Annotated in this window: 18 protein-coding genes, 1 tRNA gene and 1 rRNA gene; 3 read left to right on the top strand and 17 right to left on the bottom strand. The window is 27.3% G+C overall.

Translation table 11 applies throughout. The features are described from left to right. Nucleotides 1-3 precede the first annotated feature (3 nt). The 6 genes from cas6 to rpsB form a co-directional block, all read right to left on the bottom strand. Nucleotides 4-717, bottom strand: a complete 714-nt coding sequence (gene cas6 / locus EV215_RS10240; protein WP_134113919.1) for a CRISPR-associated endoribonuclease Cas6 — start codon at nt 715-717, stop codon at nt 4-6. Nucleotides 718-1,191: 474 nt separating this feature from the next. Continuing rightward, nucleotides 1,192-1,329 (bottom strand): hypothetical protein, encoded by a 138-nt coding sequence (locus tag EV215_RS10540; protein WP_166667408.1) that lies wholly within the window; start codon nt 1,327-1,329, stop codon nt 1,192-1,194. Between the two features lie 532 nt (nt 1,330-1,861). Beyond that, a complete protein-coding gene (gene frr, locus EV215_RS10235) occupies nt 1,862-2,419 on the bottom strand; it encodes a ribosome recycling factor (RefSeq protein WP_134113918.1) in 558 nt (185 codons plus the stop codon). Between the two features lie 73 nt (nt 2,420-2,492). Continuing rightward, nucleotides 2,493-3,212 carry a UMP kinase gene (pyrH, locus tag EV215_RS10230; RefSeq protein ID WP_134113917.1) on the bottom strand — a complete coding sequence of 240 codons (720 nt, stop codon included), beginning with the start codon at nt 3,210-3,212 and terminating at the stop codon, nt 2,493-2,495. A 68-nt stretch (nt 3,213-3,280) separates the two neighbouring features. Continuing rightward, nucleotides 3,281-4,159: a translation elongation factor Ts gene (gene tsf, locus EV215_RS10225; RefSeq protein WP_134113916.1), complete on the bottom strand. Its 879-nt coding sequence runs from the start codon at nt 4,157-4,159 to the stop codon at nt 3,281-3,283. A 24-nt stretch (nt 4,160-4,183) separates the two neighbouring features. Then, nucleotides 4,184-4,915: a 30S ribosomal protein S2 gene (rpsB, locus tag EV215_RS10220; RefSeq protein ID WP_134113915.1), complete on the bottom strand. Its 732-nt coding sequence runs from the start codon at nt 4,913-4,915 to the stop codon at nt 4,184-4,186. Nucleotides 4,916-5,248: 333 nt separating this feature from the next. Between rpsB and EV215_RS10215 the strand changes: the two genes are divergently transcribed. Then, nucleotides 5,249-6,268, top strand: coding sequence for a PTS sugar transporter subunit IIC (locus EV215_RS10215; protein WP_134113914.1), 1,020 nt, complete (start codon nt 5,249-5,251; stop codon nt 6,266-6,268). A gap of 112 nt (nt 6,269-6,380) precedes the next feature. On the opposite strand, the gene EV215_RS10210 is transcribed toward EV215_RS10215, so the two are convergent. Next, a complete protein-coding gene (locus EV215_RS10210; protein WP_134113913.1) occupies nt 6,381-6,863 on the bottom strand; it encodes a GNAT family N-acetyltransferase in 483 nt (160 codons plus the stop codon). A gap of 62 nt (nt 6,864-6,925) precedes the next feature. Continuing rightward, the gene (locus tag EV215_RS10205; RefSeq protein ID WP_134113912.1) at nt 6,926-7,840 is read right to left on the bottom strand and encodes a manganese-dependent inorganic pyrophosphatase; all 915 of its coding nucleotides are present in this window, start codon (nt 7,838-7,840) and stop codon (nt 6,926-6,928) included. Between the two features lie 313 nt (nt 7,841-8,153). On the opposite strand from EV215_RS10205, the gene EV215_RS10535 reads away from it, so the two are divergent. Together EV215_RS10535 and EV215_RS10200 are read left to right on the top strand one after the other, a co-directional pair. Next, nucleotides 8,154-8,330: a hypothetical protein gene (locus EV215_RS10535; RefSeq protein ID WP_166667407.1), complete on the top strand. Its 177-nt coding sequence runs from the start codon at nt 8,154-8,156 to the stop codon at nt 8,328-8,330. Between the two features lie 134 nt (nt 8,331-8,464). Further along, nucleotides 8,465-9,028: a hypothetical protein gene (locus EV215_RS10200; protein WP_134113911.1), complete on the top strand. Its 564-nt coding sequence runs from the start codon at nt 8,465-8,467 to the stop codon at nt 9,026-9,028. A 36-nt stretch (nt 9,029-9,064) separates the two neighbouring features. Here the strand turns inward: EV215_RS10200 and rplS are convergent, their stop codons facing one another. The 9 genes from rplS to rrf all read right to left on the bottom strand — a co-directional run. Then, nucleotides 9,065-9,412 carry a 50S ribosomal protein L19 gene (gene rplS / locus EV215_RS10195; protein WP_134113910.1) on the bottom strand — a complete coding sequence of 116 codons (348 nt, stop codon included), beginning with the start codon at nt 9,410-9,412 and terminating at the stop codon, nt 9,065-9,067. Between the two features lie 235 nt (nt 9,413-9,647). Next, nucleotides 9,648-9,995 (bottom strand): DUF1667 domain-containing protein, encoded by a 348-nt coding sequence (locus EV215_RS10190; protein WP_134113909.1) that lies wholly within the window; start codon nt 9,993-9,995, stop codon nt 9,648-9,650. Then, a complete protein-coding gene (locus tag EV215_RS10185) occupies nt 9,995-11,257 on the bottom strand; it encodes an NAD(P)/FAD-dependent oxidoreductase (RefSeq protein ID WP_134113908.1) in 1,263 nt (420 codons plus the stop codon). The genes EV215_RS10190 and EV215_RS10185 overlap by 1 nt, the downstream gene beginning before the upstream one ends. Nucleotides 11,258-11,268: 11 nt before the next feature. Continuing rightward, on the bottom strand, nt 11,269-12,711 hold the full coding sequence (locus tag EV215_RS10180; protein ID WP_134113907.1) for an NAD(P)/FAD-dependent oxidoreductase: 1,443 nt from the start codon (nt 12,709-12,711) through the stop codon (nt 11,269-11,271). Between the two features lie 229 nt (nt 12,712-12,940). Next, nucleotides 12,941-14,440, bottom strand: coding sequence for a glycerol kinase GlpK (glpK, locus tag EV215_RS10175; protein ID WP_134113906.1), 1,500 nt, complete (start codon nt 14,438-14,440; stop codon nt 12,941-12,943). Between the two features lie 71 nt (nt 14,441-14,511). After that, complete coding sequence (locus tag EV215_RS10170) at nt 14,512-15,231, bottom strand: MIP/aquaporin family protein (RefSeq protein WP_134113905.1); 720 nt, start codon at nt 15,229-15,231, stop codon at nt 14,512-14,514. A gap of 333 nt (nt 15,232-15,564) precedes the next feature. Continuing rightward, nucleotides 15,565-16,134, bottom strand: a complete 570-nt coding sequence (locus EV215_RS10165; RefSeq protein ID WP_134113904.1) for a glycerol-3-phosphate responsive antiterminator — start codon at nt 16,132-16,134, stop codon at nt 15,565-15,567. A gap of 115 nt (nt 16,135-16,249) precedes the next feature. After that, nucleotides 16,250-16,325: transfer RNA gene (locus tag EV215_RS10160), tRNA-Asn, on the bottom strand. 44 nt (nt 16,326-16,369) lie between these two features. Continuing rightward, nucleotides 16,370-16,463 (bottom strand): 5S ribosomal RNA (rrf, locus tag EV215_RS10155); the annotation flags it as partial.

The following is a 16,463-nucleotide window of genomic DNA, read 5'->3' as shown; positions in this document are numbered from 1 at the left end:
CTCCTACTCCACATCTACATATCCAAATCCCTGTGACGATTTAGCAGAAAATCCTGCCTTATAAAAATAATCTAATAAGTAGTTTTCTCCTTTTAATCTAAACTGCCCCAAAGTACATGGTATTGTTATTCCATAATTTTTCACTACTATTTTTTTAGCTGATAAGATTTCTATCTCAAGCTTGTCAATATCATCTCTTACATCCCACTCAAAACAATCTCTCATATTGTTATATAAATTATTTTTTAATACCTCTATAAATTTATCATCTTCAAAACTGTAGTAACTGTCTTTATTTGTCTCACGATTATGTTCTTTAGCGATAATAGGGGATTTTGTTTTGAAAATAACTTCATTCCTAAATTTTTTCTCTCTTTGCAGTGATATTTTCTCTATTTGAAAAAGATCTCTAAACTCTTTATTTTTCATATTCAATAAAGAGTTATAAAAATGTATTCCCATCTCATTTTCATAAACAGATAGATTCAATATGAAATCATCATTATTCAATAATAACTTTCCATCTTTAATCTTACTGTTTCTAAAGTAAGGTGAAAATGTCATCTGCTTTCTTATTGGATCTTTTTCATGATAATATTTATCAAAAATATCACTATCGTAATCTGATAATGCTGTTTTAAACATTGATAAAAACTTTCTCCTATAATCAAGATCAACATTTTTATCCAAAGCCTTTAATCTTAAAGAAAAACGCATGTGATCCCTCCCTTTTATAATCAAATTCTATTTAAAGTGTCATAAACCTTATGTTCCGTAATTATGCCTTCTAATTCATTTCTAAATGTTGAGATTTTTTCAATTATATATATAATTAGTTTTGTTGCTCATTATTTTTTTATAAAAGTGATATTTTTATCTATTAGATTACATAAAAAAACAAACAGAATTGAGAGTTTTATTATAAATAAGAATTCGTAGAAATAGAATAATTAGATTATAATCTTTTTACACTTCTATATCATATCAATTTATTAACCTGAACATATATATAAATTAAAAGTTTAATTACATACATTTCCTCTTACATTAATTTAATTAATTTTTCTTCATAGAGCTTCTTTTGAAGTTTTAAATCCAAACATCTTCTTTTAATAATTATTCATCTCACCTACAGTAGTATATTACCATATTTTTAATAAAATACAAATATTTTTTTAGAGAATTATTTACTTAACTTCCTATTTTATTTACCTCTTCTTTTCTTAGATCTTTAAAACATCTTCCCCTTTTTAGAAATCTTCTTATCCATTTACTACTTCCTTTATATGATTTCTCTATCTTTTCATAATTTAAAAAATTCACTTCCATTATCTATTATTATTATTTTAAATTCTTTTCTAAAGTTTTTTACTCCTACTTTTCTTTCTAATCTATCTAATGCTTTTATTAGCAATTTTTATGTTTTATTTGCTAGTAGTTCTATTATTTCGTTTCTACTCACTCTTTCTGTTAAAACTAATAAAACTTTTCCTTCTTCTTTTTTTTATTTCCGTCTAATAACACTATCTTCTTTTTTATCTTTTTATTAGATCTATAATTACCGTAAGTTAATTTTTCTCAATTTATCTAATAATATTCTTTTATCTATATAATTATAAATTATTTTCTAATTCACTTTTATCTTGAATTTATTTTTTGTTTTTATTTCTTTTGCTATTACTTTTGGTAAATATTTATCTTTTCTTTTTTCTTCTATAAATTTACCAAACTCCTAATCACTACTTATTTTTAAACATTCTTCTTTGTTTGATGTATCATTTTTTCTTTTTTTTTTAAATATTTTTTTCATAATGAAAATATAAAAAAACTACCTTTATTCTAAAAGGTAGTTTGATATAATCTATACAGTTGTTATCTCTTTTTCTTTTTTAGCGTATAAATCATCTATTTTTTTAATATATTCATCAGTTAATTTTTGAACTTCATTTTCATATCTTTTTAGATCATCTTCTGTAATTTCAGAATCTTTTTCTAATCTTCTAAGTTTATTATTAGTATCTTTTCTTACATTTCTTATGGCTACTTTTCCTTCTTCAGCTTCTTTTTTAGCCAATTTAGCATATTCTTTTCTTCTTTCTGCTGTTAATTCTGGGATTTGTAATCTAATAACTTTTCCGTCATTATTTGGAGTTAATCCAAGATTAGAGTTTACTATAACTTTTTCTATATCTTTTATAATTGATTTATCCCAAGGATCTATTACTAGTAATCTAGCTTCTGGTGCTGATAAATTTGCTACTTGGTTTAATGGCATCTCTGAACCATATTGATTTACTTTTATTCCGTCTAACATAGATACATTAGCTCTTCCAGCTCTAATAGAAGCAAATTTATGTTTTGTAGCTTCTACAGCTTTGTCCATTTTTTCTCTTGCATCTGTAATAACACTTTGAGGCATATATTCTCACTCCTTCTTATTTTTTATCACATATTATAATATAACTGTAATAATACTATCTGTCAATATTTTTTTATATTTTTTCTACAACTGTTGTCCCAATATTTTCACCATATATTACTTTTTTCATGTTTCCTTCTTGAAGTAAATTAAATACTAAAATTGGAAGTTTATTTTCTCTACAAAGAGATATCGCTGTAGCATCCATTACTTTTAAATCTTTTGCAAGTACTTCATCATAAGTTACTCTATCATATTTTATTGCATCATCATGTTTTATAGGATCTTTATCATATATTCCATCTACTTTTGTAGCTTTTGCTACTAAATCAGCATTTATTTCTATAGCACGAAGAGCTGCAGCTGTATCAGTAGTAAAATATGGATTACCTGTTCCCGCACCAAATATAACAACTCTTCCTTTTTCTAAATGTCTAGTAGCTCTTCTTTTTATATATGGCTCTGCAATTTTAGGCATTTCTATAGCTGTTAATACTCTAGTTGGTATTCCTAATTGTTCTATAGCATTTTGGAGTGCCAAAGAGTTTATTACTGTAGCTAGCATTCCCATATGATCCCCTGTCACTCTATCTACCCCTTGATCTTTTCCTGATAAACCTCTAAAAATATTACCTCCACCAATAACTATAGCTAACTCCATTCCTGTATCATATATTTCTTTTATTTGTTTAGCATAAATTCTAATTGCATCAGAAGATATTCCAAATTCTTTATCTCCCATCAATGCTTCGCCACTTAGTTTTAATAACATTCTTTTATATACAGGTTTCATATTTCCCTCCTAGTTTTTTATAAAAAAAAGAGAAGCAACCTCCGGCCTCCCTTATATTTTAATAAATATTATTTAAGTTGTGCTGCTACTTCTGCTGCGAAATCTACTTCTTCTTTTTCGATTCCTTCTCCAACTTTATATCTAGAGAATCCTACTACCTTGATATCTCCTAAATATTTTTCTACACTTAATTTATCATCTTTAACAAATTTTTGTTTTACTAAAGTATTTTCTTCATAGAATTTTCTCATTTTTCCTTCTAATATTTTTTCAATAATATTAGCTGGTTTTCCTTCTTCTTCCAATTGTTTTCTAGCTATTTCTTTTTCTCTATCTAAATCATCTGTTGTTACTTCTTCTGGAGTTAAATATTTAGGGTCCATAGCTGCTATATGCATAGCTACATCATTAGCTTTTACTAAATTTTCTTCTGTAGCTTCTCCTGTCATATTAACTATAACTCCTATTTTACCACCTAAATGATTATAAGTAGTAACAAATCCTTCTGTTGTTACTTTTTCTACTCTTCTTAAATTCATATTTTCACCGATTTTAGCTATTAATTCAGTGATTAATGTTTCTACAGTTTTTCCTTCTACTTCAAAAGATTTTAATTCTTCAATAGTATTTATATTATTATTTAATACAATATTAACTAATTTAGAACCAAAATTTTTAAATTCATCGTTTTTAGCAACAAAATCAGTTTCAGAATTAAATTCTAACATAGCTGCAGATTTTTTATCAGCAGATTCTGTAGTGAATATTAATCCTTCTGCTGCTGTTCTTCCAGCTTTTTTAGCTGCTTTAGCTATTCCTTTTTCTCTTAAATAATCTATTGCTTTTTCTATATTTCCATCAGTTTCTTGTAATGCTTTTTTACAATCAAGCATTCCTGCTCCTGTTCTTTCTCTTAATTCTTTTACTTGAGCTGCTGTTATAGCCATTTTTTCCCTCCTACATTAATTTTATTATTCAGTTACTTCTTCTACATTTGCAGTTTCTTCTGCTGCTTCTTCTACTCCTTGTTTTCCTTCTATTACAGCATTTGCCATTACAGAAGTAATTAAGTTTATAGATCTAATAGCATCATCATTTGCAGGGATTGGTAAATCTACTCCATCAGGATCAACATTTGTATCTATAACTCCAATTACTGTTATTCCTAATTTATTAGCTTCAGTTATTGCTAATGCTTCTTTTTTTACATCTACAACAATCATAACTTGAGGAATAGATTTCATATCTTTTATTCCACCTAAGTTTTTAGATAATTTTACTAATTCTTTTCTTAAAAGAGCTGCTTCTTTTTTAGGTAAAAGATCCATAGTTCCATCTTCTTCCATTTTTTCTAACTCTTTTAATCTATTAATTCTTCCTTTTATAGTTTTAAAGTTAGTTAACATTCCACCTAACCATCTATTATTTACATAGTACATTCCTGCTCTTTTTGCTTCGTTTTTTATACCTTCTTGAGCTTGTTTTTTTGTACCTACAAAAAGTACTTCTCCACCATTAGCTACTACTTCTCTTACATATCCATAAGCTTTTTCAATGCTTTTTAATGATTTGTGTAAATCAATAATATGAATACCATTTCTTTCTGTAAAAATGTATTTTTTCATTTTTGGATTCCATCTTTTTGCTTGATGTCCAAAATGAACTCCTGCTTCTAATAATTGTTTCATAGTTACTACTGCCATTTGTTTCCTCCTTAATTTTTGGTTTCTACTTCCATTACTCTAGATTTTAAGAAAGCCATAGGCCACCACACTTAAAACACAAGTAATGTGTAAATTAACGATTAATGTTACCACATTTTATGTTTTTTGTCAATAGATTCAACGGTGAAATATATAATTTTTATTAAAAAAACTGACAAGACAAAATACTTGATTATTTTTTATTTATTATTTATAATAAGTTATAATTCTTGACTATTTAAAGTAAAGAATTATAACTTGTAAATTAAAGAGAATTATTTAAAACCACTTTAATTTAAATTAATCAAAAAAATTAAAAGGAGGAAAATAATTATGAAAATAAAAAATTTATTTAAAAATTTTAATAATTATTTAATTAAAGTATTAAATGGAATGGCTTTAGGATTATTTGCTTCACTTATTATAGGATTAATAATAAAACAAATAGGTACTTATTTAAACTTAAAAAATATCATTTTTTATGGTCAAATAGCTCAATATATGATGGGACCAGCTATTGGGGCCGGAGTAGCTTATAGTGTAGGTGCGCCACCTCTTGGAATATTTGCTTCTATTATTACTGGTGCTATTGGAGCTGGTAGTATATCACATGTAAACGGTAGTTTAATCATAAAAATTGGTGAGCCAGTTGGAGCTCTTATAGCTTCTTTAGTCGGGGCTGAATTATCAAAATATGTAAATAACAAAACAAAATTAAACATTATCGTTATACCAATTACTACAATAATTTTAGGTGGTATAGCTGGTAGTTTTGTAGCTCCTTATATTGCTACATTTATGAAAGAATTAGGTCTTTTTATAAATACTCTTACAAAACTACATCCTATCCCAATGGGGATACTAGTTTCAGCTGTTATGGGGATTATCCTTACACTTCCTATTAGTAGTGCTGCTCTTTCAATATCTCTAGGATTATCTGGTCTTGCTGCTGGAGCTGCTACTGTAGGTTGTGCTTCACATATGATAGGATTTGCTATTAGTAGTTATAAAGAGAATAAAACTGGTGGATTAATATCTCAAGGACTTGGTACATCTATGCTACAAATAGGTAATATCATTAAAAATCCATTAATATTAATTCCTCCTGTAATTTCTTCAGTAATTCTTGGTCCTATTGCTACTACTGTATTTCATATGGAAAATAATAAAATTGGCGGCGGAATGGGAACTAGTGGATTAGTTGGACAAATTGCTACACTTAAAGTTATGGGAAATTCTGCTATTTTACCTATTATTTTACTTCATTTTATTTTACCAGGACTTATATCATTTTTAGTAAGTGAATGGATGAGAAAAAAAGAGTTAATTAAATTTGGAGATATGAAAATATAATTTCTAAATAAAAAATATACTATATAACAAATAAAATTTATAAAATAAGAACCACTTAATATATACAAGATATATACGTTTTATTACGTATATATCTTGATAATAAATAATTTTATAAATTTAATTGATAATAAGCTACATCTATCCATTTATCAAATTTTATCCCTACTTCTTTAAAATATCCCGCTTTATAAAAACCTAATTTTTCATGAAGTTTTATACTAGATTCATTAGGAATAGATATTACACCCATTATAGCTTTTAACCCTTTATTTTTACTTGTTTTTATAAGCTCTCTATATAATTTTTCTCCTATCCCTTTTCCTGTATAATTTTTATCTAAATATATAGAACTCTCTACTGTAAATTTATATGCGGTTCTTTCTCGCCACTTTCCGACGTATGCATATCCTAAAATTTTATTATTTTCTTCATATACTATCCAAAAATAATCTTCTAAAATTTTTTTTATCCTTTTTTCCATTTCTTTTTTATCAATTAAATCTTTTTCAAAAGTAATTATAGTATCTTTTATATAATAATTATAGATATCTACTATCTGTTTTGCATCACTTAATTTTACTTTTCTAATCATAATTTTCCCCTTTTTAATATTTAAAAAAGAGGCTAACCTAATGGTTATCCTCTAATAATTTATTAATTAGCTGCATTTGTAAGAGGTGGTACAATCTGTTTCTTTCTTGATACTACTCCTTCTAAATAAACTGTATCTTTAGACATATCTAATCCAAAAGTTTTATTTGCTAATGTTTTATCACCTACTACTAAAAGTTCTGTCCCCTTATTTACTATATCAGTTATCATAAGAAGTGCAAAAGAAAGTTTATCATTTTTTATTTTTTCTTGCATCACTTTTATCAATTCATTTTTTCTTTTTAATATATCATTTATATTTACTGTATTTACTTGAGCAACTGTGGCAGTTTGATCTCCAAAGCTAAATGGCTTCATATCCATATTATATATTTCTTCAGCAGTTTTGTCATCTACTGACGTACCAGCTATCAACATATCCATTCCATATTTTTCATAATCAATCTCTGCTATTTCTGCTAAATATTTTGCTTGTTTTATATCTTCATCTGTGCAAGTAGGTGATTTAAATAAAAGAGTATCAGAAATTATAGCACTTAGCATAAGTCCCGCTATTTCTTTACTTGGTACAAGATTATTTTCTTTAAATAATTTTGCGATAATAGTAGACGTACATCCGACTGTTTCAAATCTCAAATTAATAGGATCTGCTGTTGATAAATCAATTTTATGATGGTCTACTATAAGTAATATTTTACTATTATCTCTATTATCTACTGATTGCCCTTTTTCATTATGATCTACTAAAATAACCTCTTGTTCATCTTTTACTTTTTCAATTAATTCAGGTAATTCAATATTAAAATAATTCAAGATATACTCTGTTTCTTTATTAAGATTTCCTAATCTAACTGCTTTTATATCTTTTCCTAATTTTGTTTGTAACTCTGCCATAGCTATCGCAGAACAAATAGAATCTGTATCTGGATTTTTATGTCCGAAAACTAATATTGACATCTCTTACCTCCCATAAAATTTTTTAGTTATTTTATCATTTATTTTAAAATTTATCAATTAATTTATATTATTAAATTCTTTAACTAATATTTAATAATTATTTTATAAAAATTTTTATTTTGGAATTCCATTTTATTTTAATTGTTTATGCAACAATTAATTAAGTATTAAATTTTAATTTGTGAAAAATCTATTTATTTTTAATAATTTGCACCTTTGGAAATAAACTCCAAAAAAAAGAAAAAACATTTGACAAAAAAAGTTTTGTGTAGTATAATTAAATTAAGATTAAGATCGTAAAGGAGGGGTTAATATGAATAGTTTAATAACTAATATTAATGAAAATTTAGTTAATGCAGAAAAAACTGTTAAAGAAAAGAGAATTTTAGGTGGAATGGATTTATTTCATTTAAAAAAAGAAGATTTAATGATTATCAGTAAAAAAGATTATGAAAAATTACTTGAATTGGCAGCTTCAAAAAATAATTAAAAGTAGATACTTTATAGGTATATCTACTTTTTTTATTTTTTGATTATTTAAATAATTTTTTTTAATAAATTGTCGATATATATAATGTGAGAATAAATCACATTGTAATTTATTTTTAGGAGGTGTTTCAAAATATGAAAAAATTATTATTTATTGCTTGTTTTTTAATAACATCAATGTTAGCATTTGCCGGTTTTGAAATTAAAGGTGGAACATATTTTAATGGTTCTGATGACATTAAGACTTTCTCTGGTTCTCCTTTTGATTTAGATGCTGGATATACAGCTAGAGGTGAATTTTATATTGCTAATGAAGGCTTTTCTATAGGGTATGGAGCAGCTTATCAAAGTATAGGTAAACATGATATTACTACTACTAAACTTTCTTATATAGATGCAGCTATTCCAGTATATCTATCTGCAAGATATGCTACTATTGGATATGGAAGTTGGATGCCTTATATCAAAGGTAATATAGGATATTCATTTTATACTAAAGGAAAAGATTTAAATTCAACTGATTTAATTAAACCTGGTTTATATTATAGTGGTGGAATTGGAGCAAATATTAATGACTTTTTAATTGAAGTAACTTATGAAATTTCTAAAGGTGAATTTAAAATTTTACCAAACAATTATGATTTTTCTGTTTCAAGAATTTCATTAGAAATTGGATATAACTTTAGTGGAAATTATTAATAAAAAAAGCTACCAATATTTGGTAGCTTTAAAAACTTATCTTCTAATTTCTTTGATTCTTGCTGCTTTTCCAGATAATCCTCTAAGGTAGTAAAGTCTAGCTCTTCTAACTTTTCCGATTTTCTTAACTTCAATTTTATCAATTAATGGTGAATTTAAAGGAATAATTCTTTCTACTCCTATACCTGATGATACTTTTCTTATAGTAAAGTTTTTAGCTATTCCTCCACCATTTACTCTAATTACTACACCTTCAAAAATTTGGATTCTTTCTTTGTTTCCTTCTTTTACTCTGTAGTGTACAGCAATAGTATCTCCGGCTTTAAATTCTGGCATTTCTCTTAATTGGTCTTTTTCTACTAACTCAATTAATTTTTCTTTCATTATTTTCCTCCTATTTTCATAGATATTCATTTATAAATTTTATAAAGCGGAATATCAGTTTTTATCAAGCCTTGTTATTATATCATAAGGAGTTTTTTTTGTCAACAAATTCAATACTTACTTTTTTATTCTAAACATTTTTAACTATTTTTTAATTTGTTATTTATTTTCCTTTTATTTTTAAACCTCTTCTTTTTTACAGACAAATAAAGTGTTTTGAATAAATTTTTTTAAATTACATATCTCTTGTTATTACTATATTTGCTCCAGTATCTAATATATTTTCTGCTACAATTTGACCCATTTTTACAGGTGATTCAACTTCTAATGTATTGATTATCTCCATACATTTAAAATTCATATCTTTTGGAATAGCTTTATCTGTTTTTACAGGTACTCTCTTATGTATTCCTCCTTTTATTTTTATTGTTGAAGTTATTATTCTTGTAGGATTAGTTAGTTCTTTTACTCCATAATCTACTCCTCTCTGACATTGATTACCTGTTACTTTATAATCATTATCTGTATCTACTTTTAAATGACATCCTTTTGGACATACTATACATATTAATTTCTTTACCATTATTTATCACCTTCCACTACAGATATACTAATATCTTTATCTCTATATTTTTCTAGCATAGCTAATGGTATATTTATTTTTTCCATTTCTCCAGGTGCTAAATGTTCTTTTTTTATTGAAAATAAATTTTCTCCTTCTGCATCAATTGATATTTTAACATTTCTGTATACATCTGTTACCCTAAAAAACACTTCTAAAAACTTATCTATATTTTTTACTCTTACTTTTTGGGGTACTGTATATCTTATTCCTTTTTCTGCTTTTATTCTCATATAATTTTCACTTTCATCTAATTCTCCAAGTACGTATTTTGCAGAATTTTTACCTGCTCTTCTACTTTCAGCGGTAACAAAATCTACTAGATCATGTACATGTACTACGTTTCCACAAGCAAATATTCCTTTTACACTTGTTTCCATCGCTTCATTTACAATAGGACCTGATGTTCTTTGATCCAAATCTATTCCAGCTCTTAAACTAAGTTCATTTTCCGGAATAAGTCCTACTGATAAAAGAAGAGTATCTACTTCAAAAGTTTGTTCTGTTCCTTTTATCGGCTTTCTATTTTCATCTACTTTTGCAATAGTTACTTCCTCTACTCTATCTTTTCCTTTTATATTTGTTACTGTATGGCTAAGTAAAAGAGGTATATCATAATCATCAAGACATTGTACTATATTTCTATTAAGTCCTCCAGAATAAGGTAATAGCTCTACTACAGCTTTTACTTCTGCACCTTCTAGAGTCATTCTTCTTGCCATAATAAGTCCTATATCTCCAGAACCAAGTATTACTACTTTTTTACCTACCATATATCCTTCCATATTTATAAATCTTTGCGCTGTACCAGCTGTAAATATTCCTGCTGGTCTATCTCCTGGTATAGAAATAGCCCCCCTAGTTCTTTCTCTACATCCCATAGCTAATACTATTGATTTTGCTTCTATTTCTACAAATCCATCTTCTGTATTTATCATTTGTATTTTTTTTTCTTGAGTTACAGTTAATACCATACTATCTAATTTATAATCTATCCCTATTTTTTTTAATTGTGTTATAAACCTTTGCGCGTATTCTGGCCCTGTTAATTCTTCTCTAAATTCATGAAGTCCAAATCCATTATGGATACATTGCTGTAATATCCCGCCTAATTCTTTATCTCTTTCTATTATTAAAATATTTTTTATTCCTACTTTATATGCTTCTATAGCTGCTGCAAGTCCTGCTGGTCCTCCGCCTATTACTACTATATCATATTTCATAATTTCACCTCTTATTTTTTAGTTTCTTCTGTTAATATATATGAATTTTTTTTATCCAATACAATTTCTTCAAGTGTTAAGTTTAATTCTCTTGCTAATATCTCTTGTATTCTAGGTCCACAAAACCCTCCTTGACATCTCCCCATTCCAGGTCTACATCTCTTTTTTACTCCATCTACAGTTCTAGCTCCTACACTACGATGAATAATATCTACTATTTCACCTTCTGTTATTGTTTCACATCTACATATTACTCTTCCATATTTCGAATCTTTTTTTATAATTTCTGATTTTTCTTCATTTGATAATTCCATAAATCTAATTTGTTTTTTTCTTATTGGATTAAACTTTTTATTTTCTTCAATTTTTCCATTTCTATTTAAAATCTCTACTACCATTTTAGCTACATCTACTGCAAATGCTGGTGCTGCCGAAAGTCCTGGAGATTTTATTCCTCCAACATCAATAAATCCTTTTATATCATTAGCTTCTTCAATTATAAAATCTCCTCTATCCGCTTCAGCTCTTAAACCAGCAAAACTTCTAATAACTTCTCTTAGATTAAGATTTTCTATTGATTTCAAAGCTTTTTCTCTAACAAATGCAAGCTGTTCTGTAGTTGTTGAAGTATCTTCTTTATTATTTACTTCTTGTGAATCAGGTCCTAAAAGTAAATTTCCATGTACAGTAGGCGTAACTAAAACTCCTTTCCCAACTTCAGTGGGACATTGAAATATTACTCTATTAACTTTTTCACCTTCCATTTTATCCATTACAAAATATTGCCCTCTTCTAGGTGTTATTTTATAACTTGGTTTTGCTATTAAGTTATGTATTTGATCTGCATATACTCCTGCACAATTTATTACTACTTTTGTTTTAAAATCTTTTTCTTTTGTTGTAATTTTAAATTCATTATCTGTTTTTTCAATATTAATTACTTCATTATTTAAATAAAGTTCTACTCCATTATCTACTGCATTTTCTAACATTCCAATAGTTAGTTCCCATGGTCCTATTATTCCAGCAGTTTTAGCATATAGCGCTGCTACAACTTTTTTATTTATATTTGGTTCCATTTCTTTTATTTCAGAAAAATTAAGTATTTTCATATCTGGAATACCATTTTTTAATCCTCTTTCATAAAGCATTTTTAAATGCTCTTTTTCTTTATCAGAAAATGCTAAAACTAAAGAGCCTATTCTTTTAAAAGGTATATCTAATTCTTCTGCTATTTTGTCATACATTTGATTCCCAAGTGCATTATATTTTGCCATAAGTGTCCCCTCTTTAGCATCATATCCAGCATGAATTATTGCAGAGTTAGCTTTAGTGGTCCCATCTGCTACATCATTTTCTTTTTCTAAAACTGCAATTTTTAATTTATATTTTGCTAATTCTCTTGCTATAGAAGCACCTGATACACCAGCTCCAATTATTACTACATCATACATAACAATCACTCCTACTTTAATATTATTTTCAATATTTAATTAATTTAAATTAATTTAATTTTTTATATCTTTTAACATAATAATCTATTTTATAATAATTTAAAAATCAAAAAAGCTGAATAAACATAACTATTGTTATGTCTACTCAGCTTCTCCATCTTCTATAGCCAATATTTAATTTTATCTTCTAATTTAACTATAATCTATTTTGTCTTTAAAGTCAATATCTTTATTCTTCTTCCCATGAAAGTGCTCTTGATACAGCTTTTTTCCATCCTTTATAAAGTTTTTCTTTTTTATCATTATCAAATTCTGGTAAAAACTTTTTATCTAATTTCCAACTATTACTTATTTCTTCTTTATCTTTCCAAAATCCTACTGCTAATCCAGCAAGATATGCTGCTCCAAGTGCTGTAGTTTCTGTTACTTCTGGTCTAAGCACTACAGTTCCTAGTATATCTGATTGAAATTGCATTAAAAAATTATTTTTTACTGCTCCACCATCTACTTTTAATGCTTTTAATTCTATTCCCGAATCTTCTTGCATTGCTTCTATAAGATCTCTACTTTGATATCCTATTGATTCTAATGCAGCTCTTATTATATGATTTCTATTTACTCCTCTTGTTAATCCTACTATTGTTCCTCTAGCATACATATCCCAATATGGTGATCCTAATCCAACAAATGCTGGTACTACATATGCTCCATTAGTATCTTTTACTTTTTTAGCAAAATATTCTGTATCTGCTGCATCATTTATTAATTTTAATTCATCTCTAAGCCATTGTACTACAGCTCCACCTATAAATATACTTCCTTCTAAAGCATATTCTACTTTATTATCAATACCTACTGCTATTGTTGTAAGAAGTCCATTCTTTGATTCAACAGCTTTTTCGCCTGTATTCATTAATAAAAAACAACCTGTACCATATGTATTTTTTGCTTCTCCTTTATTAAAACATGCTTGTCCAAAAAGTGCTGCTTGTTGATCTCCTGCCATTCCTGCAATTGGTATTTTTATATCATTTACTCCTCCAAGATTTGTATATCCATATATTTCACTAGAATTTTTTACTTCTGGTAACATTTTTTTTGGGATATCTAGCATTTTCAATATTTTTTCATCCCATTTAAGTTCTTTTATATTAAATAATAATGTTCTTGAAGCATTTGTATAATCAGTTACATGTACTTCTCCTTGAGTCAATTTCCATACAAGCCATGTATCTACTGTACCAAATAATAATTCACCTTTTTCAGCTTTTTCTCTTGCTCCTTCTACATTATCCAATATCCATTTAACTTTTGTTCCTGAAAAATATGCATCAACTACAAGCCCTGTAGATTTTCTTATATATTCTTCGTGTCCGTCTCTTTTTAGCTGTTCACATATAGGCGCTGTTCTTCTACATTGCCATACTATAGCATTATATACCGGTTCTCCTGTATTTTTATCCCAAACAATTGTTGTTTCTCTTTGATTTGTTATTCCTATTGCTGCAATTTCTTCACTTTTTATATTAGCTTTTGCCATTACTTCTGTAAGTACAGAACTTTGAGTTGCCCATATTTCCATTGGATCATGTTCTACCCAACCAGCTTTAGGATATATTTGAGTAAATTCTCTTTGCGCTACTGCTACGATATTTTCTTCTTTATCAAATATTATTGCTCTATTACTTGTAGTACCTGCATCAAGTGCTATTACATATTTTTTTTCCATGAGTAATTCCCTCCAATTTTTTTATTTTTTAAATAAATTCAAATAACAAGTATTTTTTATTAATTTTAACCTTAACTCCAGATTAAAGTAGCAAATTGAAATATATAAGCACCTATAACCCCGCCAACAATAGGGGCTAATACTGGAATTAATGCATATCCCCAATCAGAATCTCTTTTGCCTTTAATTGGAAGTAAAGCATGTGCTATTCTTGGTCCTAAATCTCTAGCTGGATTTATTGCATATCCAGTAGATCCTCCAAGACTAAGTCCTATTGCCCAAACTAATACTCCTACCATAAAAGCTCCCATTCCACCAAGATTATTTTGAGATTGTCCTATACCTAATATCCCTATAACTAACATTGCAGTTCCAATAATTTCGCTAATTGAGTTCCAAAATAAATTTCTAATAGCCGGTCCTGTTGAAAATGTAGCCAATTTACCATCAGCATCGTCACTTTCATCATAATGTTGTTTATAACTAAAAAATACTAACACTGCACCTGTAAAAGCACCTAAAATTTGAGCAATTATATACCCTGGTACCAAAGACCATGAAAATTTCCCAATACTAGCTAGTCCTATTGTTACTGCAGGATTTATATGCGCTCCACTTATCCAACCAGTTATATAAACTGCTATTGCAACAGCAAATCCCCAACCTGTTGTTATAACTATCCAACCAGAATTATTTCCTTTAGTTTTACCTAAAACCACATTCGCAACTACACCATTTCCTAAAAGAATCAAAATCATTGTACCAATAAATTCAGCAAAATAAATTCCCATAATAATAGCTCCTCCTTAAATTTAAATAACAATAATACTCAGACAATCAGACAACCTTTTCAATAAAAACACTTAGACAATATCAATATCCTTAAAATTAGATTTAAAATATCACCTCCTAAAATAATTTTGCAAAATAAAAAAATACATGGTTCTCCTTAAAATTTAAAAGAACATGTATTTTCTCCTTTTTCTCCAAATACACCTTATTTAATTGACATGACGCAAAAAGTACTTTTCCCGAACTTACTGTACTATAAATATATCTTATTTTTTTTTTAAAGTCAATAGCATTCTAAAAAGTATTTTTTTCACTTTTTAAATACTATTTTTTTACATATTCCAAATATCTTTATTTGTAGAGGAAACTCCATAAGCACCTGCTTCTATTACTCCAATTATATCTTGTTTATCCTGTATAAGTCCCCCTGCTATCACAGGTATTTTTATTTCTTTAGTTATTTTTTTTATTATTTTGGGCATTAACCCTGGTAAAATTTCTATTGCATCAGGTTTTGTATCTTCTACATTTTTTAAACTATTTTTAAAAGATAATGAATCTAAAATAAAAAATCTTTGAATTGCTAAGATATCTTTATTTTTAGCATATTTTATCATGTTATGTTTAGTACTAATAATACCATTTAACTCAGTATTAGCTATAAGATAATCAATTATAAGAGTAGATCTTGAAGATAATCCCTCTATACGATCAATATGAACAAATACAAATTTGTTAGCTTCTTTTAAACGTTTAATAACATTAGAAATTTCTAATATATTAGAAGTCAATATAAAAACAATATTAATATCACTTTTAAGTACTGCATTTAAATCAGCTTCTGAATTTATAGCTGCTATTATAGGATTTTTTTCTAGTATATCAGAAATATTTTTATTCATTTTCTACTCCTTTAGTTTAATTATACTTCACATTATATCTTACCACTTATTCATTAAAAATACAAATACAATTAGTAATAATTAATTTTAATAAATTTTACAAAAAATAAAAAAATGGCTCCCCGAGCCGGGCTCGAACCAGCGACAACACGGTTAACAGCCGTGCGCTCTACCAACTGAGCTATCAGGGAACACAATTATATTAGATAAAATTTATATTTATAAATTTTATCTAGCTTGGCAAATACCTATCCTCCCAAATCGTCTCCAATTCAGTACTTTCGGCGTTTAAGGGCTTAACTTCCAGGTTCGGAATGTAACTGGGTGTA

This window comes from Hypnocyclicus thermotrophus (assembly GCF_004365575.1).
GTDB classification, from domain to species: domain Bacteria; phylum Fusobacteriota; class Fusobacteriia; order Fusobacteriales; family Fusobacteriaceae; genus Hypnocyclicus; species Hypnocyclicus thermotrophus.
The sequence above is the reverse complement of the archived record's forward strand: the minus strand, read 5'-3'. Positions and strand labels throughout refer to the sequence as shown.

What these genes read in the sequence shown, in the direction of transcription:
- cas6 (WP_134113919.1), bottom strand. Translation starts at nt 717, where the DNA reads ATGCGTTTTTCTTTAAGATTAAAGGCTTTGGATAAAAATGTTGATCTT.
- EV215_RS10540 (WP_166667408.1), bottom strand. Translation starts at nt 1,329, where the DNA reads ATGGAAGTGAATTTTTTAAATTATGAAAAGATAGAGAAATCATATAAA.
- frr (WP_134113918.1), bottom strand. Translation starts at nt 2,419, where the DNA reads ATGCCTCAAAGTGTTATTACAGATGCAAGAGAAAAAATGGACAAAGCT.
- pyrH (WP_134113917.1), bottom strand. Translation starts at nt 3,212, where the DNA reads ATGAAACCTGTATATAAAAGAATGTTATTAAAACTAAGTGGCGAAGCA.
- tsf (WP_134113916.1), bottom strand. Translation starts at nt 4,159, where the DNA reads ATGGCTATAACAGCAGCTCAAGTAAAAGAATTAAGAGAAAGAACAGGA.
- rpsB (WP_134113915.1), bottom strand. Translation starts at nt 4,915, where the DNA reads ATGGCAGTAGTAACTATGAAACAATTATTAGAAGCAGGAGTTCATTTT.
- EV215_RS10215 (WP_134113914.1), top strand. Translation starts at nt 5,249, where the DNA reads ATGAAAATAAAAAATTTATTTAAAAATTTTAATAATTATTTAATTAAA.
- EV215_RS10210 (WP_134113913.1), bottom strand. Translation starts at nt 6,863, where the DNA reads ATGATTAGAAAAGTAAAATTAAGTGATGCAAAACAGATAGTAGATATC.
- EV215_RS10205 (WP_134113912.1), bottom strand. Translation starts at nt 7,840, where the DNA reads ATGTCAATATTAGTTTTCGGACATAAAAATCCAGATACAGATTCTATT.
- EV215_RS10535 (WP_166667407.1), top strand. Translation starts at nt 8,154, where the DNA reads ATGAATAGTTTAATAACTAATATTAATGAAAATTTAGTTAATGCAGAA.
- EV215_RS10200 (WP_134113911.1), top strand. Translation starts at nt 8,465, where the DNA reads ATGAAAAAATTATTATTTATTGCTTGTTTTTTAATAACATCAATGTTA.
- rplS (WP_134113910.1), bottom strand. Translation starts at nt 9,412, where the DNA reads ATGAAAGAAAAATTAATTGAGTTAGTAGAAAAAGACCAATTAAGAGAA.
- EV215_RS10190 (WP_134113909.1), bottom strand. Translation starts at nt 9,995, where the DNA reads ATGGTAAAGAAATTAATATGTATAGTATGTCCAAAAGGATGTCATTTA.
- EV215_RS10185 (WP_134113908.1), bottom strand. Translation starts at nt 11,257, where the DNA reads ATGAAATATGATATAGTAGTAATAGGCGGAGGACCAGCAGGACTTGCA.
- EV215_RS10180 (WP_134113907.1), bottom strand. Translation starts at nt 12,711, where the DNA reads ATGTATGATGTAGTAATAATTGGAGCTGGTGTATCAGGTGCTTCTATA.
- glpK (WP_134113906.1), bottom strand. Translation starts at nt 14,440, where the DNA reads ATGGAAAAAAAATATGTAATAGCACTTGATGCAGGTACTACAAGTAAT.
- EV215_RS10170 (WP_134113905.1), bottom strand. Translation starts at nt 15,231, where the DNA reads ATGGGAATTTATTTTGCTGAATTTATTGGTACAATGATTTTGATTCTT.
- EV215_RS10165 (WP_134113904.1), bottom strand. Translation starts at nt 16,134, where the DNA reads ATGAATAAAAATATTTCTGATATACTAGAAAAAAATCCTATAATAGCA.